Source organism: Candidatus Acidulodesulfobacterium sp. H_13, from assembly GCF_048541835.1.
Lineage (GTDB): Bacteria > SZUA-79 > SZUA-79 > Acidulodesulfobacterales > Acidulodesulfobacteraceae > QIJE01.
Genome location: NZ_JBLEOY010000001.1, coordinates 759,571 through 783,987, shown reverse-complemented (window position 1 = coordinate 783,987; position 24,417 = coordinate 759,571). Strand labels below are relative to the sequence as shown.

Below are 24,417 nucleotides of genomic sequence, written 5' to 3'. Positions count from 1 at the left end.
CGTCGCCGGAACGGCAATTTAATTACTCAGTTCTTAACATCGCAAAAATTTTCGTAATCTATCAAGTCAAAAACGCTTGGATTTTCACCGCATAGCGGACATGTTTTGTCTTTTCTCAGCTTCATTTCTGTAAACCTCATATCAAGTGCATCATATATCAAAAGCCTTCCGTTCAACGTTTTACCGACGCCGAGAATAATTTTTATAGCCTCGTTTGCCTGAATTGCGCCTATAATTCCGGGTAGTACCCCGAGTACCCCGGATTCTTGACAACTTGGAACCAAACCGACGGGTGGAGGAGCAGGAAACAGGCATCTATAACAAGGTCCTTCTCCCGGCAAAAATACCGTCGCCTGCCCGTCGAATCTGAATAGAGAACCATAAACAAGCGGTTTTCTCATAAAATAACAGGCATCGTTTATTAAGTATCTTGTAGGGAAGTTATCGGTTGCATCTATTATTACGTCATAATCCTTTATCAAATCTTTAATATTTTGAGAATCGATTTTTTCTTTATAAGTAATAACGTTGACATCAGGGTTAATTCTTGCGATAGAATCGCTTGCCGAATCTACCTTGTACCTTCCTACGTCAGCGGTTCCGTGCCATATCTGCCTTTGAAGGTTAGATAAATCGACGGTATCAAAGTCTACTATCCCCAGCGTCCCGATTCCTGCCGCTCCCAAGTAGTATCCGCAGGGAGCGCCGAGTCCGCCGGCTCCGATCAATAGAACCTTGGACGACAACAATTTTTCCTGTCCTTTGCCGCCTACTTCCGGCAATATTATATGTCTTGCATATCTCTTAATCTGCTCTTCTGTAAATTCCAAAATTTAATCTCCGTTAATATAACATTGGTTTAAACGGCTAAACAGGCTTAAGCTTTTGCCGTTAAGCCCGCGTAATTTATTCCACGACGTCAAGGACAATCGGTTCTACCGTTATCCCTTTAGATTCCAAAAATTTAACCGCTTTTTCAATCTCCGGTGATTCGCCTTCTAATTCTATTGCAATTATGCCGATATCGTTAGATATACTCGCACTTCTGATATTCGTAATGACGTTATAATTCTTGCCGACAAGATATATCAGGGGTTCCTTGATAACTTCCTGAGGATAGTTAAGATAGAACTTTTTTTTTTCGGCTGTCCCCCCGGCAATTGCGGGAATAATAGAAATAATGTTTCCGTCTTTAACAGTAGAATTTATATTGTCCATAAATCTTATGTCTTCATCGTTAAGATAAACGTTGACGAATCTTCTAATCCGGTTATTTTGTTCGCATATCCTTTCTTTGATGCCCGGAAAATTATTTTCTAAGTTGTCTATTACCTCTATGATGGTAACGCCGTCGGTCTCGACCTCAGCTTTTCCGTCTGTTAAAGACCTTAACGGTGTGGGTATTCTGACTTTTATCGACATTTAATCCTCCTTTTACTATTAGTTCGTTATTAATTATTTTTTTTCTCTGATTTTAGCCAACACTTTTTCAAACTCTTCGAGATTTGGCTCTATCGTTGCAGGTTCTTTTAGTTTTCCGGTCAAAGCCTCCAATGTTTTCAAACCATTTCCGGTTATTGCAAGAACGGTAGTCTCACTTTTATTTATGTAGCCTTTATCTATAAGTTTTTTTGCCACAGCTACGGTTACCCCGCCTGCCGTTTCCGTGAATATTCCTTCCGTGCTGGCTAAAAGTTTCATCCCTTCTACTATTTCTTCGTCCGTTACGTCCTCACCGTATCCCCCTGTTTTATTCATGAGGTCGGATGCGTAATATCCGTCGGCAGGATTCCCTATTGCAAGGGATTTTGCGATAGTATTCGGAGTTCTGACCGGTTTAATGAACTCTCGTTTTTCCTTAACGGCAGCAGTTATCGGATTACATCCCTTAGCCTGTGCACCGAAAATCTTCGTCTTCGGTTTTTCTTTCAGCAGACCGCAATATTCAAATTCGTCTATAGCCTTGCCTACCTTCGTAATTAAAGAACCTCCCGCCATAGGGACTACTATGTTATCGGGGACTTTAAACCCAAGCTGTTCGATCATTTCAAAGGTAAGAGATTTTGATCCTTCGGCATAGTAAGGTCTCAAGTTTATATTAACGAATGCCCAGTCGTGTTTTCCCGCAATTTCGGTGCATAGCCTATTGACCCTGTCGTAGCTTCCGTTAATCTTGATTAAATTGGTATCGTAAATTAAAGTCCCCAACACCTTTCCTATTTCAAGGTTTGAAGGAATAAATACATAGCTTTCGTAGCCAGCAGAAGCCGTCAGCGCCGCAACCGAATTTGCAAGATTTCCAGTAGAGGCGCATGCTACTATTTTAAAGCCGAATTCCTTAGCCTTTGCTACCGCGACGGAAACTACCCTATCCTTAAAAGATAACGTCGGAAAATTTACGGAATCGTTTTTAACATATAATTTTTTAACCCCAAGGGCTTTTGCAAGGTTATCGGCTTTTACCAACGGGGTATAACCGACGTTTTTGCCGATCGTAATTTCTCCTTTTATAGGAAGAAGCTCTTGATAGCGCCACATGTTAGGCTCTCTGGATTTGATTTTATCGATGGTTATCTCTTTTTTAATTTTATCGTAATCGTAATCGACCTCAAGCGGCCCGAAACAATAGTCGCAGACATAAAGTGGGCTATCCGGATATTCTTTTCCGCATTCGCGGCATTTCAAACCTTTAACAAACATTTTTTTTCCTCATAGTTAATATAGTTATCTACAGATATAAATAAAAAAACCTCTTCTTCCTAACGAATTATAGAAGAAGAGGTTTAATAATCCTTTCTTCTTATCTTCCAGGAATAAACCTGCGGGAATTAGCACCTATTTAGCATTGGTTGCTGCGGTTTCAACGGGCCCGTCCCTCTACCGCTCTTGATAAGAATCACGGGCAATAAACCCGTGGAAATATATTTGCTATAAATTATAAAGAACCGTTTGAATTATTTCATACATAAGTTATATTATATAGGATACGTTATTATATTGTCAATTGTTAATATTTAAAAATATTTATCTTATGATAAATAAGCGGTATAATGAAGATAATCAAAATAGATTTATTTCGTGATAAGTTAATATACGAGTTGTTATTTTTGATTTTTTTTATTTTTGCAATCGGGCTTTCGGGTTGCGTTCCGTATATAGTAGGGGGCAGATATTCCGGCGGGTCGTCTCCGTTGCATAAATATTATCCACCGAGGCGAATTTCACATAATGTCGAAGTAGGAATAGCTTCATGGTATGGCCCCGGGTTTCAGGGAAGACCGACCGCAAGCGGGCAAATTTATAATATGTACGATTTAACGGCTGCGTCAAAAACACTTCCGTTGGATAGTTATGCCTATGTTACAAACTTGAAAAATCATAGAAGCGTCGAGGTGTACGTGAACGACAGGGGGCCGTATTATGGGGATAGAATTATGGATTTGTCTTATGCGGCGGCAAGGGCGCTGGATATGATAGGTCCGGGAACTGCATTGGTCAGAATACAATATCTTGGATCTAAACCCGTTTCTAAAAGTTACGTAAACGGATATAATGAAAAATATATTGCGCCTTTCCTTGGCTATACCCTGCAGTTTGCCGCATATACGAAGAAGTCTATGGCGCTCAGGGAAATCAAAAAGATAAAAGAATTTGTCCCCGGGGTCCATTTGGCAACAAAAACGATAAATGGTGTTTTGTATTATAAAGTAATATTTGGTAGTTTTAAAAATATAAAAGATGCATATGGTTTTGCCAAGATTATCTCGAAATACGGATATGACGTGTATATAACAAAAGTAGAATAAAAATATATGATTAACTTCGGTGATTAAATATGAAAATCGTTGCGGTAATACCTGCCAGATATGAATCAAGTCGCTTTAAAGGAAAGCCGCTTGCCGGGATTATGGGCAAGCCTATGATAAAACATGTTTATGAAAACGTAATAAAATCTTCGATGTTATCCGATGTCATAATTGCTACGGAAGATCGGCGTATTTATGATGTTTGCAGGGGATTCGGGGCAAACGTCGTTATGACGAAAGAATCCCATCAAACTGGCACCGATAGAATAATAGAGGTTGTAAGCGGTATTTCCGCCGACGTGATTTTAAATATTCAAGGGGATGAACCGTTGGTAAATGTCGAAGTAATAGAAGCATTGATAAAACCTCTCAAGGAAGACGATGCCGTTTTATACACGAGCGTTAAAACGCCGATTTATTCTTATGAAGAATTTATTGACCCGAATAACGTAAAGGTCGTGGTCGATAAAGACGACTATGGTATTTATTTTTCAAGAAGTCCGGTGCCTTATGACAGAGAGAAGGCTTTGTCCCTCAAGGATTTTAAGGGCGTTTTCGGTTACAAACACCTTGGTTTTTACGGCTATACAAGAGATTTTCTCATGGAATTCGGAAAAATGCCGGCTTCTTATTTAGAAAAGAAAGAAATGCTCGAACAACTTAGGGCGATAGAAAACGGTTATAGGATAAAGGTTGAAACCGTCAGAGTATCTACTATTCCCGTCGATGTCCCCGATGACATAAAAAAGGTTGAAAATTTTATTTTAAAATATTACAATTAAGAATTAAATAATATAAAAAATCTATTTTAAGGAGTACGTAAAAAATGAAAGAAGGGATACATCCTGAAATTTATCAGACAAAGGTAAAATGTGCCTGCGGTGAAGAGTTTATTACGGGCAGTACGGTTAAGGAAATTCATGCCGACATTTGTTCTAAATGCCATCCTTTTTATACCGGTAAACAAAAATTCATTGATAGCGCAGGAAGAATCGAGAAATTTAATAAAAAATATGGAAATCTAAACAAAAATAAAAAGTAATAAGAAATAAAGAAAGTTTTTTATATTCTTTCCTTGATTATTTTAATGGTCAAACTTATTAATTACACTTCTAAACCGGAAGTAACTATCGCGATAGCCGCCAGGCTTTGTTATAGTTCTTACGGTATTGCTAAAATAGAAAGCTATTTCGATGAAGGCGAGAAAGGCTTAGAAAAGGCAAGGAAATTAATCAAAAAAATAAGGTCTTCAGGGCATGAATCGGTGTTGGAGCATTCCAATTTTACTTTCGGAGTAGAAAATCTTTCAAGGAGCGCCTCTCATCAATTAGTCAGGCATCGTATAGCGTCATACTCTCAGAGAAGCCAGAGGTATGTCAAGGAGACAAAACCCAAGTATGTTATACCGGATTCTATTGCCGAAAATAGCGAATTTTTGGAGAGATACGACAAAGCGATAAGCGATATTTTTTCTTTATACGGTTATTTTCTTGAAAATAACGTTCCTGCGGAAGATGCCAGATATATACTTCCAAACGCAACGGAAACCCAGCTTATATTTACAATGAACGCAAGAGAGCTTCTGCATTTTTTTAGATTGAGGGGATGCGAAAGGGCACAATGGGAAATTAGGCGCGTTGCACGGGAGATGTTTAAACTTGTTTCCCCCATTGCGCCGTCAGTTTTTATCGGTGCGGGTCCGGCTTGCGTGACGGGAAACTGTTCGGAGGGCGAGTTCTCTTGCGGAAAACCCTCAGAAATCAGGGCGTCATGGTCGTATGGCGATAATTAACCGTCAATTGTTTATTAATCTAATCTACAGCTAATCTGTAAAAAATCTACATACTTGCTTAATTAAAAGGATATATTTTGATGTTAGACGATATTTTAAGAAAAAAAGCCCAAGGATCACTCAATAAATCAAAAGAGTTATACGACAGAATACAAGAAGAAAGCCCTAAGGGATTTAACGAACAAGTGAAAGAGCTTTTCAAACAATATAATTTAATTAAAAAAACCGCAGAGCAATTTTCTGAATATAATAAAATAGAATCCGATATCGAAGACCTCAAAAAATTACTTAAGAACGAACCCGACGAAGCATTGGCAGCATTAGAGACGGAAGAGATAGATTCTTTAAGTGATAAAGCATCTAAATTATCCGAAGAAATAAAGGATTTTTTTTATCCCAAGGAAGATTTGCAGGATAAGGATATTTTGCTTGAAATAAGGGCGGCTACCGGAGGCGAAGAGGCTGCTCTTTTCGCGTTGGACCTTTTCAAAATGTACAATAAATATGCTTTGAATAAAAAATTTAATTTTGAAACGATTTCGTTAAGTTATTCGTCTTCTGGGGGCTTAAAAGAAGTTATAGCGTCTGTGAAAGGCAAGGGTGCATACCGTTTTTTACGGAATGAAAGCGGAGTTCACAGGGTACAAAGGATTCCTGCTACGGAAACACAGGGCAGGGTTCATACGTCTGCGGCAACGGTTGCCGTTATGCCGGAACCGGAGGAAGTCGATCTTAAAATAAATAGCGAGGATTTAAGGATAGACGTTTACAAGTCCTCGGGGCACGGGGGACAGAGCGTAAACACCACCGATTCTGCAGTCAGGATTACCCATATGCCTACCGGGCTTGTGGTTACGTGCCAGGATGAAAAATCGCAGCACAAAAATAAAGCGAAGGCGTTAAGAATATTAAGGTCACGGTTATTAGGCAAGATAGAAGCAGACAAAAAGAGCTTAGAGGCACAAAGCAGGAAAAGCATGGTAGGAAGCGGTGATAGAAGCGAAAAAATAAGGACGTACAATTTTCCTCAGGGCAGGGTTACAGACCATAGGGCGGGAATAACGATACATAAGTTGGCTTCTTTTATGGACGGCAATATAGATGAACTCTTAGTGCCTTTAGCGGATTATTTTGAATCCCAAAACATAGCGCATGGATGAAGATTTATCGGTTTATGAATTAATTAAAGAGGGCGAGGCTCGTCTTACACGTAGTGATATCGGAAATGCTTTCGATGAGTCGATTGTTTTGATGAAGTATGCTTTAAAAAAATCAATGAGTGAAGTTATTATTTCCTATGGCGATAAGCTTGACAAGAATAAGGTGAATTTGTTTGAAAAGCTGATTAAAAGAAGGGGCAGAAAAGAGCCGTATGCTTATATCACCAATAAAAAAGAGTTTTATTCTTTAGATTTTTTTGTCGACGGGTCCGTTTTAATACCTCGACCGGATACGGAGTGCTTGGTAGATGAAGTGTTAAAAGAAATAGAAAAATTTCAAAATGAATTAAATAGAAAAATTTATATTCTTGATATCGGCACCGGTTCCGGAGCCGTTGCGATTTCTATTGCAAAGAATTCATATAATGTTATAATTTATGCTGCCGATAATAGTATTAAAAGTTTAAACGTCGCAAAAAAAAATATTAAAGCGAACAGAGTCGAAAAGAAAGTTATTCCGGTTTATTTTGACATGTTAAAATCAAAAAAAACAAATTTGTCTTTGCATGGCTTCGATATATACGATTTTGATAATTTTGACATAATAGTTTCCAACCCTCCGTACATAGAAACCGACGAATTGAAAATTTTAGACGACGGAATTAAATTTTATGAACCGCCTGAAGCTTTGGACGGCGGCGAGGATGGACTTAAATTTTACAGAAAGATATTTGATACTGCCATTCTCCACTCCAGAAATAAAAAGAGTATTATATTAGAAATAGATTATAGAAAGAAATCTGCTATTTATTCTTTATTCGAAAAGAAATTCACGAATTATAACGGTATAAAATTTAAACGGTTAGTCTTTGCTAACGATTTAAACAATAAGGAGAGGGTGACTAAAATAACATATGGATAGTATGGTGATAGAGGGAGGCTTTTCGTTGAGAGGAGGAGTTTCGATAAGTGGCTCTAAGAATGCGTCCTTGCCGATAATAGTCTCTTCAATAATGTTCGATAACGTCGATAACGAAATTGACAATGTCCCCGACCTTGAAGACATAAAAACGATTAAAAAACTTTTAATAAGCCTTGGAGCGGAGATTAAAGAGTCCGATAGGGTGGATAAGGTTATTATAAATACTTCCCATATTAATAATTGCGATGCACCTTATGATCTTGTTAAAACCATGAGGGCGTCTATTTTAGTTTTAGGTCCGCTTCTTGCTAAGTATAAGAGAGCGAGGGTGTCTTTGCCGGGCGGCTGCGCTATAGGGGCAAGGCCCATAGATTTTCACCTAAATGCCTTTAGGCTTTTGGGTGCCGATGTAGAAGTCGACCATGGATACATAGAGGTGAGTGCCGATAAACTTAAAGGTGCCGTAATAAATTTTCCGATTCCGTCGGTAACCGGAACCGAAAACGTAATTATGGCGGCAACGCTTGCCGAAGGAACTACGGTAATAAAAAATGCGGCGATGGAACCGGAAATAGACGATTTAATTCTTGCGCTTAACAATGGAGGGGCAGATATAAAGAGAACCGGGCTTGCCGTAATCGTTATAAAAGGCGTTAAAAAATTAAATAAATTAAAACACGGCGTTCTTCCGGATAGGATAGAGGCCGGAACATTTATGGTGGCATCCGCTATTACGAAAGGAGATATTATTCTTAAAGATATCGAGGTGAGGCATCTTAATGCCATCATAGGTAAACTTTCTGAGGCCGGAGCCAAAATCATTATAAATTCCTCGTCTTCCTTAAGGATAAAAGGCTCTAAGGTCATTAAAAGTGTTGACATTTCTACCGCTCCTTATCCAAATTTTCCTACTGATATGCAGGCTCAGATGATGGCCCTGATGACACTTTCAAGTGGACTTTGTGTCATAGCCGAAAATGTTTTTGAGAATAGATTTATGCATGTTGCGGAACTTATGCGTCTTAAGGCGGATATAAAGGTAAGAAATAATTTTGCGATAGTAAAAGGTGTAAAAAAACTTTCAGGTGCGGAGGTTATGGCTACGGATTTAAGGGCGAGTGCTTCGCTTGTTTTGGCCGGTTTGGCATCTTCCGACGGTTGCACTACCGTTTCGCGGATTTATCACTTGGACAGGGGTTATGAAAAAATGGAGAAAAAATTGGCCGGTTTAGGCGCTATGGTTTCTCGAGTGAAGGCGGATGAGTCTGCGTCTATCGTAGAACCTGTTTCTAATAATAAAATTTATGAAAGAGATGCGCGGGTAAAATAACAGCCGTTATAACAAAATGAAAACTACACAAAATAAAAAGAAAAAGCTTAAAATAGCAGTGCCTAAAGGCAGAATTCTTAAAGATGGACTTGAGTTGCTGAGAAAATCCGGATATATTAAGCATCCGGATAGCGATTATAATTCTAGAAGGCTCACGTTTGAGTATGAAGACGATGAAGTTGGTTTACTTATAGTGAAACCCTGGGATGTGCCTACATTTGTAGAATACGGCGCTGCAGACGCCGGTATCGCCGGAAAAGATGTTTTGCTTGAGAAACCTAAAAATGTATATGAGCCGTTAGATTTAAAAATAGGTGAGTGCAAGGTCGTTGTGGCCGTAAGCGGGGATTTAATAGCCGGAAAAGGAAATTTGCATAGCCGCAATAGCAATGATATCAGTTTACATACAGGCGAAAAACCATTTTCCGATATTAAGATTACCGACCGCATTAAGAAGAATATATATTTTTATAAGACCAACATACGTGTCGCAACGAAGTATGTTCATATTACGAAAGGCTTCTTTAATAAAAAGGGTGTTTCCAATATTCAAATCATAAAACTTTACGGCAATGTGGAGCTTGCCCCGATATCCGGACTTTGCGACTTTATCGTCGATCTCGTTTCGACGGGAGAAACCCTGAGGCAAAACAATTTAGTACCCGTCGAAGATATCGCTCACGTGACCTCAAGGTTTATAGTAAACAGGGCAAGCCTTAAAATCAATCCATCAAATATCGCGTCCATGATAGGTAGTTTAAAGGAGCAGGTAGAAAAAAATGCGGATACGGATATCTAATTTTAGTAATAAAGGTAATTTTAAGGAATTTTTGAAAGAAAAAAGGCTCGGACAGCTTGATTTTTCCGATAAAATTCAGCAGGAGCTTAAAATTATCCGTTCAGACGTTATCGCAAAGGGAGACGAGGCGTTATCGTTTTATACGAAAAAATTTGACAAGACAGAACTCAAACCCGAGAATTTCTTGATTGATAGAGAAGAAAAGGCAAATGCCGTAAATTCCTTAAAAAAGAATGAGCGAAAAATTATAGAGGAGACGATAGAGAGGGTTTACGAATATCATTCTAAGCAAAAGTTACAGACCTGGCTTTCTCATAGTGCAGACGGACTAATAACCGGTCAGCTTATAGCTCCGGTTCAACGGGTGGGAATATACGTTCCGGGCGGCAAAGCGAGTTATCCGTCTTCCGTAATAATGAACGCGGTTCCGGCGTCGGCAGCGGGAGTTAAAGAGGTTGTTATGGTTACTCCGCCGTCAGATAAATTAGATAATTTTGTTATAGCGTCAGCAGTTTTGTGCGGCATAGAAAACATATTTAAAATAGGAGGACCCCAAGCGATATTTGCGCTTGCATACGGGACCGAAACGATAATGCGGGTTGACAAAATAGTCGGTCCGGGAAATATTTATGTCGCAACGGCAAAAAAGATGGTTTACGGCGATGTTGATATCGATATGATTGCAGGACCGAGTGAGATTGCAATAATTTGCGATGAATCCGCCGACCCTGAGATTGTTGCAATAGATATGATATCTCAGGCGGAGCATGACGAAATGGCGATTTCTACCCTTATAACCCATTCTTCCGATATAATAGAGAGAGTTGGCGATATCTTGAGACATCTCGTACATAGGGAGCCGAGGAGAGATATAATCGAAAAATCTATAAATTCCAATGCTTCTTCTGTTTTAACGGATTCGATAGAGGAATCTATAGAAGTTGTCAATGAGCTGGCGCCGGAGCACTTAGAACTATGTATTAGAAACCCGTTTGAAAAGCTGTTTCTGATAAAAAATGCAGGGGCGATATTTTTAGGCGGAAGTACCCCTGAAGCGGTCGGAGATTATGTCGCAGGTCCAAGCCATGTCCTGCCCACGGGCGGAACTGCAAGATTTTTTTCACCGTTAGATACATTGTCTTTTCTTAAAAGGACCAGTGTTATTTCGTCAAGCCTGGAATTTTTGACAAAGAAGGCAGAAGACATAGCCTTCTTCTCTAGTATCGAAGGGTTAAACGCCCACGGAGAATCTGCGAGCTATCGCATTAAAAAGATAAAATAATAAATTGTTAATATGCCTTCATTAAAAATAGAAGATTTTATTAAAAACAGCGTTCTTGGGCTTACCGCTTACAAGGTAAACGAACCGCAAGGACAGGGCTCATTCAAGACCGGCGGGGCTTTAAAGCTTGATGCAAATGAATCTAATTATACGCTGAGCAAAAAAATCAAACGAAGCTATGCAAATTTTATAAAGGATACGCTCATAAATCTTTATCCGGATTCAAGCTCCGGCGATCTTATCAAATTACTGGAAATATTTTACGATATACCAGTTAGAAATTTTATTTTTGGTAACGGTTCGGATGAACTTATTGCCATTATTTTACTTAGTCTCAAAAAAAATGTCGTCGTAAACATTCCGACCCCGTCTTTTTCTATGTACGACATCGTGGCAAGATACAATGATTTAAAGATTAACCGTATAAGACTTGAAGAAAAATATTTTGACCTGCCGAAAGATATTGATGCTGATCAAAATTACTTTAATAACATATTCTTTTTTAGTTATCCCAATAATCCTACCGGAAACCATTTCGATCGCAATACCATAAAGAGTCTCTTAAAAAATAAAAATAATATCGTTGTGGTCGATGAAGCTTATATATATTTTTCCGATGTAGAATCTTTTATAAAAGATATACCCGAATACGATAATTTAATCGTTTTGAGGACATTTTCTAAGATCGGGCTTGCAGGATTAAGGTTTGGAATGCTTTTTTCCGGTAATAAACTTATAAACGAATTTAAAAAAATAAAATTACCCTTTAATATCAACTCCTTAACGCTGAGTTCCATCGAGTTCTTTTTAAATAATTTTGACGAATTCGACAAAAATATAAAAAAGACGATTAGTCAAAGAAATAAATTATATTCCGCATTAAAGAAATTTAATTTTATGGAGGTTTATCCGTCCGATGCCAATTTTATCCTGATAAGACTTAGGGATAATAAATTAAAAATCAAATTCAAACAATTTCTTGAAGATAACAAAATAATTATAAGAAGTTTTGACGGTAACATGAAAATGTTTTACAGAATAACCGTAGGCACGCCTGCAGAGAATAAAAAACTAATTGATTATTTCAGGGTTTTTAAAACCGTTCATTGATCATATGGTACCCTATTTTTTAAAAAGCGGGAGAGGGGCAGAAAAAGGCTGTCGGTTTTTTTAAAAAACATGATATAATAATACAAAGATTTGAAAGGTCTGCAATGGAAAAGATGAAAAAATCATCAGAAAATAATGCGAAGTTCTATAGAGACCGCAAGGGTAATTTTTTAAGAAAAACGACCGAAACCTATATAAAATTTTCGTTAAATCTTGACGGGAAGGGCATATATGAAATTGATTCGGGCGTTCCGTTTTTCAATCATATGCTTGAACAGTTTTCGAAACATTCCCGTTTCGATGTAACTCTTGAGGCAAAAGGGGACACAGATACAGACCTTCACCATCTCGTAGAGGATATCGGAATTGTCATGGGCGGTGCATTGAGGGAATTATCCGGTGATAAAAAGGGTATTCAGAGGTTCGGCAGCGCTTTTGTGCCGATGGATGAGTCGATGGTCCACTCTGTTGTCGATTTTTCTGGAAGATCGTTTTTTATATATAAATACAACGGTATGGATATGACTAAACCGATTAATGAATATTCAAGGGTATTCTCAAGGCTTTCCGATAAATATAAGGAGTTTGATAAAGACGGGATGAGAGAAATTCTTGTCGATAAATTTTTTTACGTCTATTCTAATATTTTTTTTGAAGCGTTGTGCAAAAATGCCCTTATAAATCTGCATATTAACGTCTTGTACGGTTCTAACGCCCATCATATGGTCGAGGCTGTGTTTAAATCAACGGGAATTTCCGTATCTAACGCCCTTGAGGTTAAGGATAACCGTAATACGGTGCCGTCTACAAAGGGCAGTATTTGATTATTGATATATTATGTAGCGATGAAAAGTCCATTTGGTTATAAAAGAAAAGTATCTTTTGCCCTGCTTTTTTTGCCGGCGTTTTTATTTATTTTAAATCTAACGGTAATCTTAATGGGTATAAAAACCGCTTATGCCTATAGCGGTAACGTAACTAAAATTACAAGGATTCTTTTTGGCCGCAGTAGCGGAACTATTAATGTTTATACAATCGGCAGCCCTTTTTACAAGGAATATTTATTTAAAAAGGGTTATAAAAGATTTTCCATCTTAGTCTTCGGACATGCCGTTCTTTACGGCAGCAAAAAAAAGATAGTGAGGCCTTTCAAAAATGTATTTTCGGTTTCATATTCGCAATTCAGTACAACCCCCGAGTATGCCGTTCATATAGTTATAAGACAAAAAAATATATCGGCAAAACTCCGAATAAGGACTATAAATCTTGGGAATGACCATTATAAGGTTGTTATTTATGCGGGGATGGTATCAAGCAAGGTCAAGAAAGAACCGGAAGTCAGATTTAATGTTTTCATAGACGCCGGTCATGGCGGGAACGACCCCGGGGGGATTGGGCCCATGGGGCTGCCGGAAAGTTTTGTAAATCTGAGCATTGCGTTAAAATTAAAAAAGATTTTAGAAGCCAGAGGAATAAAAACGGAAATAGATAGAACTTCCAATATAAACGTAAGTTTGCAGCAAAGGGCGGCAGAAGCAAATAGGAGCGGCGCAGATTTATTTATAGGATTGTATAGCAATTCCGCCGTGGTTCCATATATGTACGGAACGACCACTTATTATTATCATTACGGAAACTCACATCGATTCGCAAAGTATTTGGAACATTATATTTCGTCCCGCTTAAATCTTAAATATGACGGGGTAGTGCATGACGATCTTTATGTTTTGCGATTTACAAAAATGCCGGCGGTTATAATAGAATATGCCTATATTTCTAACCCGTATGAAGAGCATCTCTTGGCCTCTTCTACGTTTAGGCAGCTGATTGCAAACGGGATTGCAAATGCGATTTATAAATATTATATAATTAAAAAAAGATGAAAAAAAACATTGTTATTATAGATTATGGAATGGGCAACCTTAAGAACGTTAGGAACGCCATCGGTTCCATAGGATATGAAGCCGATATTTCAGATAACTATAGGGATATTGAGAATGCTTCGCACCTTGTACTTCCCGGCGTAGGCGGATTTCAAGATGCCATGCGTACCCTGAAGCAAAAGGGTTTGGTCGAACCGATTAAGGATGCCGTAAACGGCGGAAAGAATTTCTTAGGAATTTGTCTTGGAATGCAGCTTTTATTTGAGACATCCGAAGAATTCGGATACAGTGAGGGATTGGCTATTTTAAAGGGAAAAGTAGTAAGGTTTGATGAGGACAAAACCCCGTTGATACCGCATATCGGGTGGAATGATATAAAAATATTAAAGCGGACAAACAAATACCCGGCTACCGCAGGCACGGATGATATGTTCTTTTATTTCCTTCACTCTTATTATTGCCTGCCGGAAGAAGATATTACGGTTGCGGTATGCGATTATTACGGAGAATTTGCCGCCTGCGTGCAAAAAGACAATATCTTCGCATGCCAGTTTCACCCGGAGAAGAGTCATAATGCAGGTTTAGCGTTACTTAGGAATTTTATCGCCGGTTAAGTTTAACGATAAAATTCCGTATCTAAATTAAATATAAACGATTACAATATAATAAATGACTATGATTATAATACCGGCCGTAGACCTACTCGGTTCAAGATGTGTAAGATTAACTATGGGGGATTACGACCGAAAGAAGGAGTATAATATCTCTCCACTGGAAGCTGCGCTCAAATGGCAGAAATATGGGGCTAAAAGACTTCATTTGATCGATTTGGACGGAGCAAAGTCCGGATATCCCGATAATTTTGATGTTATAAAAGATATTATAAAATCGGTGAGGATTCCGGTAGAAGTAGGCGGCGGAATAAGGAATAATGAAACCATAGAGGGCTATTTTAATGCGGGTGCATCTTATGTAGTCTTAGGCTCCATATTGTTTAAGGACATAGAATCCATAAGACCGTCCTTGTTAAAGTACGAAGGCAAAATAATAGCCGGAATAGATTTATGCGATGAAAAAATTGCAATTTCGGGATGGAAGGAGCTTATAACTTATCGTTTTACGGATGCGGTAGACGAATTAAAACACAGTTGCGGTATAAAATCATTTATATTTACAGATATTAAAAAAGACGGAATGCTTCAGGGAGTAAATTTGGACTTGATATTAAAGCTATCGAAGTTAGATATTAATTTTATTGCATCCGGTGGAATTTCCGCATCGGAAGACGTCGTAAGACTTAAAAAATTAAATTTTCCCAATCTTGAAGGAGTCATAATAGGAAAGGCGTTATACGACGGAAGATTGGATTTGAAAAAAACGAATGATTTATTAATGCAGGGTTAAATTTTATGCTTGCTAAAAGAATAATACCGTGTCTTGATATCAAAAACGGTGAGGTCGTTAAGGGTACCCGTTTCGAAGGGCTGCGAATTGCCGGAAATCCCATAGAGCTTGCGAAGAGATATAACGACGAACTTGCAGACGAACTCATGTTTTTAGATATTACGGCTTCCCACGAAAAGAGGAAGACTATACTTAAACTCGTCGAAGAGATTTCTAAGAATATTTTTATTCCTTTTAGCGTAGGCGGAGGTATTTCCGACGCAGAAGATATAAGGAATTTGTTGAATAGCGGAGCCGACAAGGTTTCTATAAACACCGCCGCAGTTTTAAAACCGGATTTGATAGATATTGCGGCGAGAAAGTTTGGGTCGTCTACCATAGTAATAGCAATAGATGCGAAAAAGGTCGGAGAAGAATATTTTGTTTTTACTTATGGGGGAAGAAATAATACGGGTATTAATGCGATAGAATGGGCAAAGGAGGTATATAACCGCGGCGCAGGCGAGATACTTTTGACGAGTATGGATAGAGACGGAACCGGGAGCGGTTATGAAATAAATTTGACTTCCTCAGTGGTTAAAAGCGTTAAAATTCCGGTCATAGCTTCCGGAGGGGCTAAAGATGAGGCGGATATAGAAGAGGTTTTTGTAAAAGCCGATGCAGGTGCCGCTTTAGCCGCATCGATATTTCATTATAAGAAAACAGGCATTATTCCGATAAAAAAATATTTGAAATCCAAGGGGATACAAGTAAGGTTATAACGTAACTAAAATAAAGATTAGAACGGTAAAAGATTATGAACGAGGTCGATTCATTTTTAAAACAGATTGATTTCTCCAAGCTTGATGGTCTTATTCCTGCGGTCGCGCAGGATTATTTTTCGGGAGAGGTCCTGATGCTTGCATTTATGAACGAAGAAGCGTTGGAAAAAACCGTCGAAACCGGTGTAGCTCATTATTTTTCAAGGTCAAGGCATAAACTTTGGAAGAAAGGCGAAACTTCCGGCAATATTCAGAGTATAAAGGAGATATTTTTTGACTGCGACAGCGATAGTATTTTGCTCAAGGTAGTTCAAAAAGGCGCTGCATGTCATACCGGTCATAGGACCTGCTTTTATTCTAAAGTAAGTAATAGTTTAATTGCAAAAAATAATAGCCGAAATCAAGATGAACGGAGAATAGGTGATAACGATAAAGAATTATTTTATTCGCTTAAATTATTATATGACATTGTCGCAAGTAGAAAAGGGGCAGATCCGAACAAATCTTACGTTGCAAGGCTTTTAAACGCCGGTGCGGAAAAAATAGGGAAAAAACTTCAAGAGGAATCATTAGAGGTGATCTTGTCGGTGATAGACGGGGATAAAGATAAAATAGTGTACGAATTAGCCGATTTAATATTCTTTTATATAGTAATGTTAGCATATTCGGAAGTAGATTTTTTTGCCATAATAAACGAATTAAAAAGGCGGGAGGGTATTTCCGGATTAGACGAAAAAAAATCGAGATAAGATTTATCGGTTGACAAAGCAGTAAGAAATATATGATACTATAAGTTAGCATATATAATGTAAACATAAAGTTGCAAAAGGAGGCGAAAAAATAGGTTTGTCTATAGTTAAAATTAAGGAAAACGAGTCTTTTGAAAGTGCGTTAAGAAGGTTTAAGAAATCCTGTGAGAGAGCAGGAATTCTTTCAGAAATCAGAAAGAGAGAGCATTACGAAAAACCGAGCGTCAAGAAAAAGAAAAAAGCCGCAGCGTCAAGAAAAAGAAATGCAAAAAAGAAATATTATCATTATTAATCAAGGTTTTATGAGTTACATAAATATATTCTTTTTAATTATATTTGCCGCAGTTATGATAAGGGGTTTTTTTAGAGGACTCATAAAGGAGGCTCTATCCTTAGGCGGACTTTTTATAGCTTTTTTCGGTTCCGGTTATGCTGTATATATCTTAACCGGTACGTCTGGTTATGATTATATTAAAGTATTTCACAACGAAACTATTACTAAAATACTTATTTTTATTGCCTTTTTTGTTGTAATAATGGTTTTTTTTGCCGTAATATCTGCATTATTAACCAAATTTTTGAAATTAATCAATCTCGGCTTGCTTAATCGTATCGGAGGTTTTTTTTTGCCGGGATTAAGACGTTTGTATTCTTAGGTATAATTTTGTATTTTATTTTTTCATTTTCTCCGGCAAAAAGCTATGTTGGTGTTTATAAGTCTCGCAGCCTCGTTCCATACCTGCTTAAAACAGGAAAGATTTTAACCCCGTATATCAATAAATTTTATTAATTATGGATAGGAATATTGAAGCCGTTTTGTCTTATGCAAATATAGTCGATGAAATATCCGGATTTGTTAAGCTCAAAAAATCCGGTAGGAGTTATACCGGATTATGCCCCTTTCACTCTGAAAAAACGCCTTCATTTCACGTTAGTGAGCCAAAGGGGTTTTATTACTGTTTCGGGTGTGGCAAAGGCGGTAACGTTATAAATTTTTTAAGGGATATAAAGGGAGAATCGTTTGGGGAAGTAATGGATTATCTTAAAAAAAAGTATAATGTGCCGATAGAAAACATAAAATTTTATAAATCGGATAAAAACGAAGGAAGCGAAAGCGGGATCAAGAAAATTCTTAATCTTGCTCTAAACTTTTACTATGAAAATCTTTTTGTATATCTCTCCGGAAGTCGGCATATTATTAAATACCTCAAAGAAAGGGGTATAGATGAAAATACGGCAGGGGATTTTAAATTGGGATATGCCGGGTTGGGAAACGGTTTAACGACGCTTTTATTAAATAATAAGGCAGATTTAAACATTGCTGCAGATATAGGGTTGTTATTTAAAAAATCGGGACAGAACGCCGGATATTGCGATAGGTTTACCAATAAACTTATCATTCCCATAATGGATAGAGCCGGAGACCCTATTGCATTTGCCGCCAGAGCAGTCTCGCAGCATGCGGGGGGACCCTCTTCCTATAATGTTCCGAAATATATCAATACCAACAATTCCAAGATTTTCGCAAAAAGTAACACGTTGTACGGTTTGGATAAGGCCATACCTTTTATCAAAAAGGATAATGCTATTTTTGTGGTTGAAGGCTACTTTGACATGATAATGCTTTATTCCAAGGGTATAAAAAACGTAGTGGCAACAATGGGGACCGCGCTATCCAAAAATCATATAAGGAACCTATCAAGATTATGTGATGAAATTATTCTGCTTTATGACGGTGATAAAGCCGGCATTAACGCTATAAACAGGGGTATGGAATTATTTTTAGATTTTATGGACGGTACGGACAAAAACATATATGCCGTATGCTTAAACGACGGCAGCGATCCCGATAGTTTTGTGAGAAAATACGGACGAGACGGTCTTATTAAATTGGTAACGAACGATAAAAAGACCCCCGTGGATTTTGTTCTGGATTATTATATGGAAAAAATTGAAAATAGTGGTATAATTCCTAATGAAGACGGTATAAAGAGACTTAAAAGAAAAATATCTGTCGTAAAGGAAGTCGCTCCCTTTTTAAGGAAGATAGACAATAATATTATACTTTCTCATTATATAAATTTGCTGGCGAATAGGCTTGGGTTGAAAGAGAATGCAATAAGAGATTATATTTATTCTAAAGAATCATTCGAACAGGGCGTTCACTCGGAGAGTCGTTTTACGTCCAATCCCCCGACTGCTTTTCAAAAAAAGGAGCTGAGCATAGAAGATCTAATAGTCGGGAGGGTATTTTGCGAGCCTCTATTGACAGAATATATTAATGATGATATAATGAAAGAATTTTCTGATAAAGATGCCATATATATAATTAAAGAAGTGAAAAAAGGATTAGCGGGCGGCATAGTTAAAGAAAAAACGACTAAATTAGAAGAAGTAGTTTCTAAAATGGAAAATAGCTTGAAATGGGGTAAAATATATTATTCGAGTTTATTGTTAAGCGATGAAAACGATGATAAAAACGGCAGGGAAGACTTTAAAAAGCTTATTATTAAATTAAAAGTAGATAATATTAACAAAACGTGCGGCGGTCTTTCAAACGAAATTAAAAGCGGTTCGTTGGATGAAGTCGGCAGGTTATCGAGGCTTAAAGAGATTAGCAGATTAAAATATATTTCAAGGGATTTTCAAAGAAAAATCTGCGGCTTCTAATGAGTAAAAATTTATAACATGAACAAAAAAAACGCAAACATAAATGATGAGTATAAGGACAATGAAGGGCTATCTGCCAAAGTAGCGGTTTATGATGTCTTAAAGGATAAAAAATTGGAGAATAAAATAATTAAACAAAGCATCGAAAAAGCAAAAGAGCAAGTCGGAAGGTTGACTTATAACGATTTTAACGATATTTTACCTCAAGATATAATATCACCGGATCAAATTGACGACCTTATAAGTATGCTTGGGGAAAAAGATGTTGAGTTGGATAGGAGCTCCTCCACTATTTTTAATAAGAGAAAAAACCCTCATTCTAAGTTTATTCACGACGAAACAACAAGCGAGGAAGTGATAGAGGCGGAAGATCTATCCCTTAAGACAAACGACCCCGTAAGAATGTATTTAAAAGAAATGGGTTCCGTTTCTTTGCTTACCCGTGAAAGGGAGATAGAAATAGCAAAGAGTATCGAAGAGGGAGAAGGAGAGATTTTCTCTTCCGTACTAAATTCCGATGTTTTGATTAAATGGATTATATCCATAGGGGATAGATTAAAGAGTCAGGAGATTAATATTATCGGTGTTATTTCAGATTTCGACGACGTGGATTTTCCAAGCGATAAAGATATTGAGAAATCGATAGACAGGGTCCTTATGATTATTGAAAAAATCAAGAGGGAGATAAGCTATACCGATTTTAAGTTAAAAGTAGTCAGCATTAATAAAAAATTAAAAAAAGACAAAAAATATTCGGAATCCTTCAATAAAATCAGTCCAAGCGATAACACGGCAAACTGTTCTAACGGTAATAATTTTTCCGTCAAGGACGCAGATTCCGAGGGTACGGCAAGGACTATCCCGAGGATAAGCCCTAAAAACTTGTCTATAGATACGAAAAAAAAGATACTTGCTTATATTAAGGAGTTAAGACTTAAAAAAAAGATAACCGATAAAGTTATAGTTAGGCTTAAAAATCAAAATCTAAAAATTATAGAATATGAAGAAAATATAAGAGAGCTTGAATCGACTTTGAGTAATAAGAACGAAAAGAGTCAACAGTCGAAATCACAGAAACATAAGCGGATAGAAAGCATAAACAAGCTTATAAAAGAATATATGTCAAAAATAGTGGCGTCCGAAGAAGATGTAGGCGTCCCTAAGGATGAACTTAAAACAATAGTCGAAGCTATTAAAATCGGAGAAGAAAAGTCTAAGGTTGCAAAAACTGAGCTTGTCGAGGCCAATTTAAGGCTTGTCGTGTCTATCGCAAAAAAATATTCGAATAGGGGTCTTCAATTTTTAGACCTTATTCAGGAAGGCAATATAGGACTCATGAAAGCGGTAGAAAAGTTTCAGTATAAAAGGGGTTATAAATTTTCTACATACGCTACATGGTGGATAAGGCAGGCAATAACCCGGGCAATTGCCGATCAGGCAAGAACCATAAGGATTCCGGTTCATATGATAGAAACTATAAATAAATTAATCAGAACATCAAGGGCTTTAGTGCAGGAGATAGGAAGGGAACCCGTTCCGGAAGAAATCGCCGAGAGAATGGATCTTCCTATAGACAAGGTAAGAAAGGTTTTAAAGATAGCCAAGGAGCCTATTTCATTGGAAACTCCAATAGGCGAGGAAGAAGATACGCATCTTGGAGATTTTATTGAGGATAAAACGACGGTTCTTCCGTTAGAATCCGCAATAAATGCGGATCTTGAAGATCAGACCGGAAAAGTTTTATCAACCCTTACGGAAAGAGAGGAAAAAGTTTTGAGAATGCGATTTGGTATAGGGATAAAGTCCGATCATACGCTTGAGGAAGTAGGTCAGGAGTTCGGGGTTACAAGAGAAAGAATTAGACAGATAGAGGCTAAAGCTCTCAGAAAACTCAGGCATCCGAGCCGCTCCAAAAGGCTTAAAACATTTGCAAAGTAGTAGATTAGGGCCTATAGCTCAGCTGGTAGAGCGGCCGGCTCATAACCGGTTGGTCCCTGGTTCGAACCCGGGTGGGCCCACCATTTTAAAATGCCATTATTTATAAAGGATGCAATAAGTAAGTTAGAGAATCTAATCCCACTTAGTCTTCAGGAGAAGTGGGATAATTCGGGTTTTCAAATAAAACAGGTAGATGCTCTCCTTTCAGGTGTTCTAACGTCATTAGACATTTCCGATAAATGTGTTGATTTAGCGATAAGTCGTTCTTTTAATCTTATCCTGACTCATCATCCGGTTTTTTTTCACCCGCTGCGTTCAATGGATTTAGATTCAAAAAGCGGAAATATTTTAAGTATTCTCATAAAGAATAATATATGCGTTTATTCTATGCATACTAATTTTGATTCATCCGTCTATTCAATGAGCAGGTTTATGATAAATAAGCTTGGAATAAAGGAGTCCTCCCCTTTGATACCCCGCAAGATGAAACTTTATAAGTTGTCGGTTTTTATTCCTAAGGGTTACGTCAAAACCGTAAGAGATGTTCTTTTCGCATACGGTAATCCAAAAATAGGAAATTATGAAAATTGCTCTTTCGAAACAAGGGGCAAGGGTTCATTTAAACCGCTTCCCGGTTCAGATCCATTTATAGGAAGTTGTATGAAAACCTCTTTTGCCGATGAATCTAAATTAGAACTTTTAATAGACGAAAGATTTATAAAAAAAGCCATAAGCGAGATGAAAAAAGTTCATCCGTATGAAGAAATAGCGTACGATTTATATCCTGTTTACGATTTTGGCGGCAGTAGCCCGGAAGGCATGGGTGCCGTCGGAGATTTTGAAAACGGAATGTTCTTTAGCGTTCTTTTAGACAAAATACGGGCATTATTTTCTCCGATTTTTATAAATTATTGCGGAGATATAAATAGAAAAATAAAAAGAGTCGCCGTTGTTTCGGGGAGCGGATTTTCATTTATGGACGAAGCAGTAAAATCTGGTAGTGATGTCATCATATCTTCGGAATTAACCCACGACAAGGCAATTAAGGCGAATGATAGCGGAATATGTGTGATAGAATTATCTCACTTTGATACGGAAAGGTATTTTTCCGGTATCGTCAAAGAGATGCTGTCTGAAGAGTTAGGCGTACCGGTAATCGAAAATGTTTATGAAAATAATCCGTTTTTCAAATATAAAATATAATAAAGGGGGAGAACTTTGAACGAACAGATTTCTTTTATTGTGGATATTCAAAATATCGATTTGGAATTACTGAAGTTAGAGAAGATGCTCAAGGAAAAATTTAAGGAGATAGAGAGGGCGGAACATCTTTTAGGCACGAAAAAAACAGATATGGAAAAGCTTAACGAAGAATTAATGGAGATAAGTAAAAAAGCAGATGCCGCGGAACTTGATATAAAATCATGCGAAGGTAAAATGATTAAAATGAAAGATACGCAGAAGCTCATAAAAACCAATAAAGAGTATAATGCGATTCAGAAGTCCATAAAAGACAACGAAATCCTTAAAAAGCAGTTAGATGATGAATCGCTCGCGTGTATGGAGGACAAAGAGTCGTTAGTCGGCAAAATAACGGCTATACAGAAAGAAATTGCTGAGATAGAAAATGATTTATCGGATAGAAACATAGAATACAAAGAGAAAGAGGAAGAAAGCACCGTGATTGAAAAAGGCTTTATCGATAAAAGAGAATCCGTAAAGAGCAAGATTAAAAATGATTATTTAAATGTATACGAGACGGTAAGAAAAAATAAAGGATTTCCGGCAATAGCCTCGGTAATGGAATCCGGGGCATGCACCGGATGCTATAGGATGCTTCCACCCCAGCAGTTTAACGAACTTATATCCGGAAACGTGTTTATGCAGTGTCCGATTTGTTCCAGGATACTTTATATAGAAGCATCTTTGCCTGAGGCGGCGGGATTAAAATAAAAAAAATAAGACGGAAAATATATATATGGCAATGGCAGTTTATATCGACGGGGCGTCAAGGGGCAATCCGGGTAAATCCGGGGCAGGTATCGTGCTCCTTAACGCATCTTCGCCTGCGGGTAAAAACGCTGCCGTTCCCGTAATCTCTTTAAGGGAATATCTTGGTATTGCAACAAATAACGAAGCGGAATATATGGCTCTGATTATTGCGCTTCGTTATTTGAAGGGTGCGGTAAATATAGATGGTAATTTGCCGTTAGAAATAGCTTTTTTTTCGGATTCGCAGCTGCTTGTCAGGCAGATGAACGGCGCATATTCGGTTAAAAGCGCAAATATATTGCCTCTCTATAAGAAATCAAAAAAGCTGCTTGGAGATATTAAGGCGGATTCGGCTAAATTTACGCATATTCCAAGAGAATTGAACAAAGAAGCGGATAAATTAGCGAATTTAGCGATAGATGAGGCGACACACAAATAGATTGACGAAAAATTTGTAAATTGCTACAATTAACCATTAGTCGTAGGCAAAAGCAGTCGGTCGCAAAAGGCTTATGTCTTTTGAGGAAAGTCCGGGCTCTACAGAGCATGACGCCGTTTTATACCGGTAAAGGTAACTTTAAGGAAAGCGCAACAGAAAATATACCGCCGTATCGCAGTTTAATACGGTAAGGGTGAAATAGTGAGGTAAGAGCTCACTTAGGTGCTATGTAAATAGTGCTTATGGCAAGCCCCGTCAAGAGCAAGAACAAATAGGAAGGTAGGGACTGCTCGCCCCATATGCCTTCGGGTTGTTTGCAAAGAGAAATGACCGACCTTGAGACAGAACTCGGCTTATGATTTTGCTTGCGGCTATAATCT

24 protein-coding genes, 1 tRNA gene, 1 other RNA gene, 3 pseudogenes and 1 riboswitch are annotated in these 24,417 nt (G+C 37.8%); of the genes and pseudogenes, 25 read left to right on the top strand and 4 right to left on the bottom strand.

The window, feature by feature from the left end:
• Positions 1–26: 26 nt before the first annotated feature.
• The 4 genes and pseudogenes from moeB to thrC all read right to left on the bottom strand — a co-directional run bounded on the left by moeB (position 27) and on the right by thrC (position 2,700).
• Complete coding sequence (moeB, locus tag ACMCNP_RS03845; RefSeq protein ID WP_419314387.1) at positions 27–833, bottom strand: molybdopterin-synthase adenylyltransferase MoeB; 807 nt, start codon at positions 831–833, stop codon at positions 27–29.
• Between the two features lie 73 nt (positions 834–906).
• A complete protein-coding gene (locus ACMCNP_RS03840) occupies positions 907–1,161 on the bottom strand; it encodes an NIL domain-containing protein (protein WP_419314385.1) in 255 nt (84 codons plus the stop codon).
• A pseudogene (locus ACMCNP_RS03835) lies at positions 1,150–1,422 on the bottom strand (MoaD/ThiS family protein); the annotation flags it as partial. The pseudogene ACMCNP_RS03835 and the gene ACMCNP_RS03840, both read right to left, overlap by 12 nt.
• Positions 1,423–1,455: 33 nt before the next feature.
• Positions 1,456–2,700: a threonine synthase gene (thrC, locus tag ACMCNP_RS03830; protein ID WP_419314039.1), complete on the bottom strand. Its 1,245-nt coding sequence runs from the start codon at positions 2,698–2,700 to the stop codon at positions 1,456–1,458.
• A 97-nt stretch (positions 2,701–2,797) separates the two neighbouring features.
• Positions 2,798–2,896, bottom strand: a riboswitch (SAM riboswitch).
• 154 nt (positions 2,897–3,050) lie between these two features.
• Here thrC and ACMCNP_RS03825 point away from each other — a divergent pair.
• The 25 genes and pseudogenes from ACMCNP_RS03825 (at position 3,051) to rnpB (ending at position 24,408) form a co-directional block, all read left to right on the top strand.
• The gene (locus tag ACMCNP_RS03825; RefSeq protein ID WP_419314037.1) at positions 3,051–3,806 is read left to right on the top strand and encodes a septal ring lytic transglycosylase RlpA family protein; all 756 of its coding nucleotides are present in this window, start codon (positions 3,051–3,053) and stop codon (positions 3,804–3,806) included.
• A 29-nt stretch (positions 3,807–3,835) separates the two neighbouring features.
• Positions 3,836–4,588 (top strand): 3-deoxy-manno-octulosonate cytidylyltransferase, encoded by a 753-nt coding sequence (gene kdsB / locus ACMCNP_RS03820; RefSeq protein ID WP_419314034.1) that lies wholly within the window; start codon positions 3,836–3,838, stop codon positions 4,586–4,588.
• Between the two features lie 44 nt (positions 4,589–4,632).
• Positions 4,633–4,848: a 50S ribosomal protein L31 gene (gene rpmE / locus ACMCNP_RS03815; protein ID WP_419314032.1), complete on the top strand. Its 216-nt coding sequence runs from the start codon at positions 4,633–4,635 to the stop codon at positions 4,846–4,848.
• A gap of 45 nt (positions 4,849–4,893) precedes the next feature.
• A complete protein-coding gene (gene thyX, locus ACMCNP_RS03810; protein WP_419314029.1) occupies positions 4,894–5,598 on the top strand; it encodes an FAD-dependent thymidylate synthase in 705 nt (234 codons plus the stop codon).
• Positions 5,599–5,678: 80 nt separating this feature from the next.
• On the top strand, positions 5,679–6,758 hold the full coding sequence (prfA, locus tag ACMCNP_RS03805; RefSeq protein WP_419314027.1) for a peptide chain release factor 1: 1,080 nt from the start codon (positions 5,679–5,681) through the stop codon (positions 6,756–6,758).
• Complete coding sequence (gene prmC, locus ACMCNP_RS03800; RefSeq protein WP_419314025.1) at positions 6,751–7,680, top strand: peptide chain release factor N(5)-glutamine methyltransferase; 930 nt, start codon at positions 6,751–6,753, stop codon at positions 7,678–7,680. The genes prfA and prmC overlap by 8 nt, the downstream gene beginning before the upstream one ends.
• Positions 7,673–8,935: pseudogene (murA, locus tag ACMCNP_RS03795) on the top strand (UDP-N-acetylglucosamine 1-carboxyvinyltransferase); the annotation flags it as partial. The gene prmC and the pseudogene murA, both read left to right, overlap by 8 nt.
• A gap of 91 nt (positions 8,936–9,026) precedes the next feature.
• Positions 9,027–9,809, top strand: coding sequence for an ATP phosphoribosyltransferase (gene hisG, locus ACMCNP_RS03790; RefSeq protein WP_419314023.1), 783 nt, complete (start codon positions 9,027–9,029; stop codon positions 9,807–9,809).
• Complete coding sequence (gene hisD / locus ACMCNP_RS03785) at positions 9,790–11,091, top strand: histidinol dehydrogenase (RefSeq protein ID WP_419314020.1); 1,302 nt, start codon at positions 9,790–9,792, stop codon at positions 11,089–11,091. The genes hisG and hisD overlap by 20 nt, the downstream gene beginning before the upstream one ends.
• 12 nt (positions 11,092–11,103) lie before the next feature.
• Positions 11,104–12,201 (top strand): pyridoxal phosphate-dependent aminotransferase, encoded by a 1,098-nt coding sequence (locus ACMCNP_RS03780; RefSeq protein ID WP_419314017.1) that lies wholly within the window; start codon positions 11,104–11,106, stop codon positions 12,199–12,201.
• A 104-nt stretch (positions 12,202–12,305) separates the two neighbouring features.
• Complete coding sequence (locus ACMCNP_RS03775; protein WP_419314013.1) at positions 12,306–13,025, top strand: imidazoleglycerol-phosphate dehydratase; 720 nt, start codon at positions 12,306–12,308, stop codon at positions 13,023–13,025.
• 21 nt (positions 13,026–13,046) lie between these two features.
• Positions 13,047–14,084 (top strand): N-acetylmuramoyl-L-alanine amidase family protein, encoded by a 1,038-nt coding sequence (locus ACMCNP_RS03770; RefSeq protein ID WP_419314011.1) that lies wholly within the window; start codon positions 13,047–13,049, stop codon positions 14,082–14,084.
• Complete coding sequence (gene hisH / locus ACMCNP_RS03765; protein WP_419314008.1) at positions 14,081–14,698, top strand: imidazole glycerol phosphate synthase subunit HisH; 618 nt, start codon at positions 14,081–14,083, stop codon at positions 14,696–14,698. The genes ACMCNP_RS03770 and hisH overlap by 4 nt, the downstream gene beginning before the upstream one ends.
• 61 nt (positions 14,699–14,759) lie before the next feature.
• Complete coding sequence (gene hisA / locus ACMCNP_RS03760; protein ID WP_419314005.1) at positions 14,760–15,488, top strand: 1-(5-phosphoribosyl)-5-[(5-phosphoribosylamino)methylideneamino]imidazole-4-carboxamide isomerase; 729 nt, start codon at positions 14,760–14,762, stop codon at positions 15,486–15,488.
• Positions 15,489–15,493: 5 nt separating this feature from the next.
• Complete coding sequence (gene hisF, locus ACMCNP_RS03755) at positions 15,494–16,249, top strand: imidazole glycerol phosphate synthase subunit HisF (RefSeq protein WP_419314002.1); 756 nt, start codon at positions 15,494–15,496, stop codon at positions 16,247–16,249.
• Positions 16,250–16,284: 35 nt separating this feature from the next.
• A complete protein-coding gene (gene hisIE / locus ACMCNP_RS03750; RefSeq protein WP_419313999.1) occupies positions 16,285–16,998 on the top strand; it encodes a bifunctional phosphoribosyl-AMP cyclohydrolase/phosphoribosyl-ATP diphosphatase HisIE in 714 nt (237 codons plus the stop codon).
• A 97-nt stretch (positions 16,999–17,095) separates the two neighbouring features.
• Positions 17,096–17,290, top strand: a complete 195-nt coding sequence (gene rpsU, locus ACMCNP_RS03745; protein ID WP_419313997.1) for a 30S ribosomal protein S21 — start codon at positions 17,096–17,098, stop codon at positions 17,288–17,290.
• Positions 17,291–17,300: 10 nt separating this feature from the next.
• A complete protein-coding gene (locus tag ACMCNP_RS03740; protein ID WP_419313994.1) occupies positions 17,301–17,654 on the top strand; it encodes a CvpA family protein in 354 nt (117 codons plus the stop codon).
• Positions 17,655–17,790: 136 nt separating this feature from the next.
• Positions 17,791–19,668 carry a DNA primase gene (gene dnaG / locus ACMCNP_RS03735; protein ID WP_419313991.1) on the top strand — a complete coding sequence of 626 codons (1,878 nt, stop codon included), beginning with the start codon at positions 17,791–17,793 and terminating at the stop codon, positions 19,666–19,668.
• Between the two features lie 165 nt (positions 19,669–19,833).
• Positions 19,834–21,606, top strand: a pseudogene (gene rpoD, locus ACMCNP_RS03730) (RNA polymerase sigma factor RpoD); the annotation flags it as partial.
• Positions 21,607–21,613: 7 nt separating this feature from the next.
• Positions 21,614–21,689, top strand: a tRNA-Ile gene (locus tag ACMCNP_RS03725).
• A gap of 7 nt (positions 21,690–21,696) precedes the next feature.
• On the top strand, positions 21,697–22,809 hold the full coding sequence (locus ACMCNP_RS03720; protein WP_419313988.1) for a Nif3-like dinuclear metal center hexameric protein: 1,113 nt from the start codon (positions 21,697–21,699) through the stop codon (positions 22,807–22,809).
• A 15-nt stretch (positions 22,810–22,824) separates the two neighbouring features.
• A complete protein-coding gene (locus tag ACMCNP_RS03715) occupies positions 22,825–23,559 on the top strand; it encodes a zinc ribbon domain-containing protein (protein WP_419313985.1) in 735 nt (244 codons plus the stop codon).
• Positions 23,560–23,584: 25 nt separating this feature from the next.
• A complete protein-coding gene (locus ACMCNP_RS03710) occupies positions 23,585–24,037 on the top strand; it encodes a ribonuclease HI family protein (RefSeq protein ID WP_419313982.1) in 453 nt (150 codons plus the stop codon).
• Positions 24,038–24,081: 44 nt separating this feature from the next.
• An RNA gene (rnpB, locus tag ACMCNP_RS03705) (RNase P RNA component class A) lies at positions 24,082–24,408 on the top strand.
• The last annotated feature ends 9 nt before the right edge of the window (positions 24,409–24,417 follow it).

Bases quoted from the DNA above. Each gene is read 5' to 3' on its own strand.
- thrC (WP_419314039.1), bottom strand. From the start codon at position 2,700: ATGTTTGTTAAAGGTTTGAAATGCCGCGAATGCGGAAAAGAATATCCG.
- ACMCNP_RS03825 (WP_419314037.1), top strand. From the start codon at position 3,051: ATGAAGATAATCAAAATAGATTTATTTCGTGATAAGTTAATATACGAG.
- kdsB (WP_419314034.1), top strand. From the start codon at position 3,836: ATGAAAATCGTTGCGGTAATACCTGCCAGATATGAATCAAGTCGCTTT.
- rpmE (WP_419314032.1), top strand. From the start codon at position 4,633: ATGAAAGAAGGGATACATCCTGAAATTTATCAGACAAAGGTAAAATGT.
- thyX (WP_419314029.1), top strand. From the start codon at position 4,894: ATGGTCAAACTTATTAATTACACTTCTAAACCGGAAGTAACTATCGCG.
- prfA (WP_419314027.1), top strand. From the start codon at position 5,679: ATGTTAGACGATATTTTAAGAAAAAAAGCCCAAGGATCACTCAATAAA.
- prmC (WP_419314025.1), top strand. From the start codon at position 6,751: ATGGATGAAGATTTATCGGTTTATGAATTAATTAAAGAGGGCGAGGCT.
- hisG (WP_419314023.1), top strand. From the start codon at position 9,027: ATGAAAACTACACAAAATAAAAAGAAAAAGCTTAAAATAGCAGTGCCT.
- hisD (WP_419314020.1), top strand. From the start codon at position 9,790: ATGCGGATACGGATATCTAATTTTAGTAATAAAGGTAATTTTAAGGAA.
- ACMCNP_RS03780 (WP_419314017.1), top strand. From the start codon at position 11,104: ATGCCTTCATTAAAAATAGAAGATTTTATTAAAAACAGCGTTCTTGGG.
- ACMCNP_RS03775 (WP_419314013.1), top strand. From the start codon at position 12,306: ATGGAAAAGATGAAAAAATCATCAGAAAATAATGCGAAGTTCTATAGA.
- ACMCNP_RS03770 (WP_419314011.1), top strand. From the start codon at position 13,047: ATGAAAAGTCCATTTGGTTATAAAAGAAAAGTATCTTTTGCCCTGCTT.
- hisH (WP_419314008.1), top strand. From the start codon at position 14,081: ATGAAAAAAAACATTGTTATTATAGATTATGGAATGGGCAACCTTAAG.
- hisA (WP_419314005.1), top strand. From the start codon at position 14,760: ATGATTATAATACCGGCCGTAGACCTACTCGGTTCAAGATGTGTAAGA.
- hisF (WP_419314002.1), top strand. From the start codon at position 15,494: ATGCTTGCTAAAAGAATAATACCGTGTCTTGATATCAAAAACGGTGAG.
- hisIE (WP_419313999.1), top strand. From the start codon at position 16,285: ATGAACGAGGTCGATTCATTTTTAAAACAGATTGATTTCTCCAAGCTT.
- ACMCNP_RS03740 (WP_419313994.1), top strand. From the start codon at position 17,301: ATGAGTTACATAAATATATTCTTTTTAATTATATTTGCCGCAGTTATG.
- dnaG (WP_419313991.1), top strand. From the start codon at position 17,791: ATGGATAGGAATATTGAAGCCGTTTTGTCTTATGCAAATATAGTCGAT.
- ACMCNP_RS03720 (WP_419313988.1), top strand. From the start codon at position 21,697: ATGCCATTATTTATAAAGGATGCAATAAGTAAGTTAGAGAATCTAATC.
- ACMCNP_RS03710 (WP_419313982.1), top strand. From the start codon at position 23,585: ATGGCAATGGCAGTTTATATCGACGGGGCGTCAAGGGGCAATCCGGGT.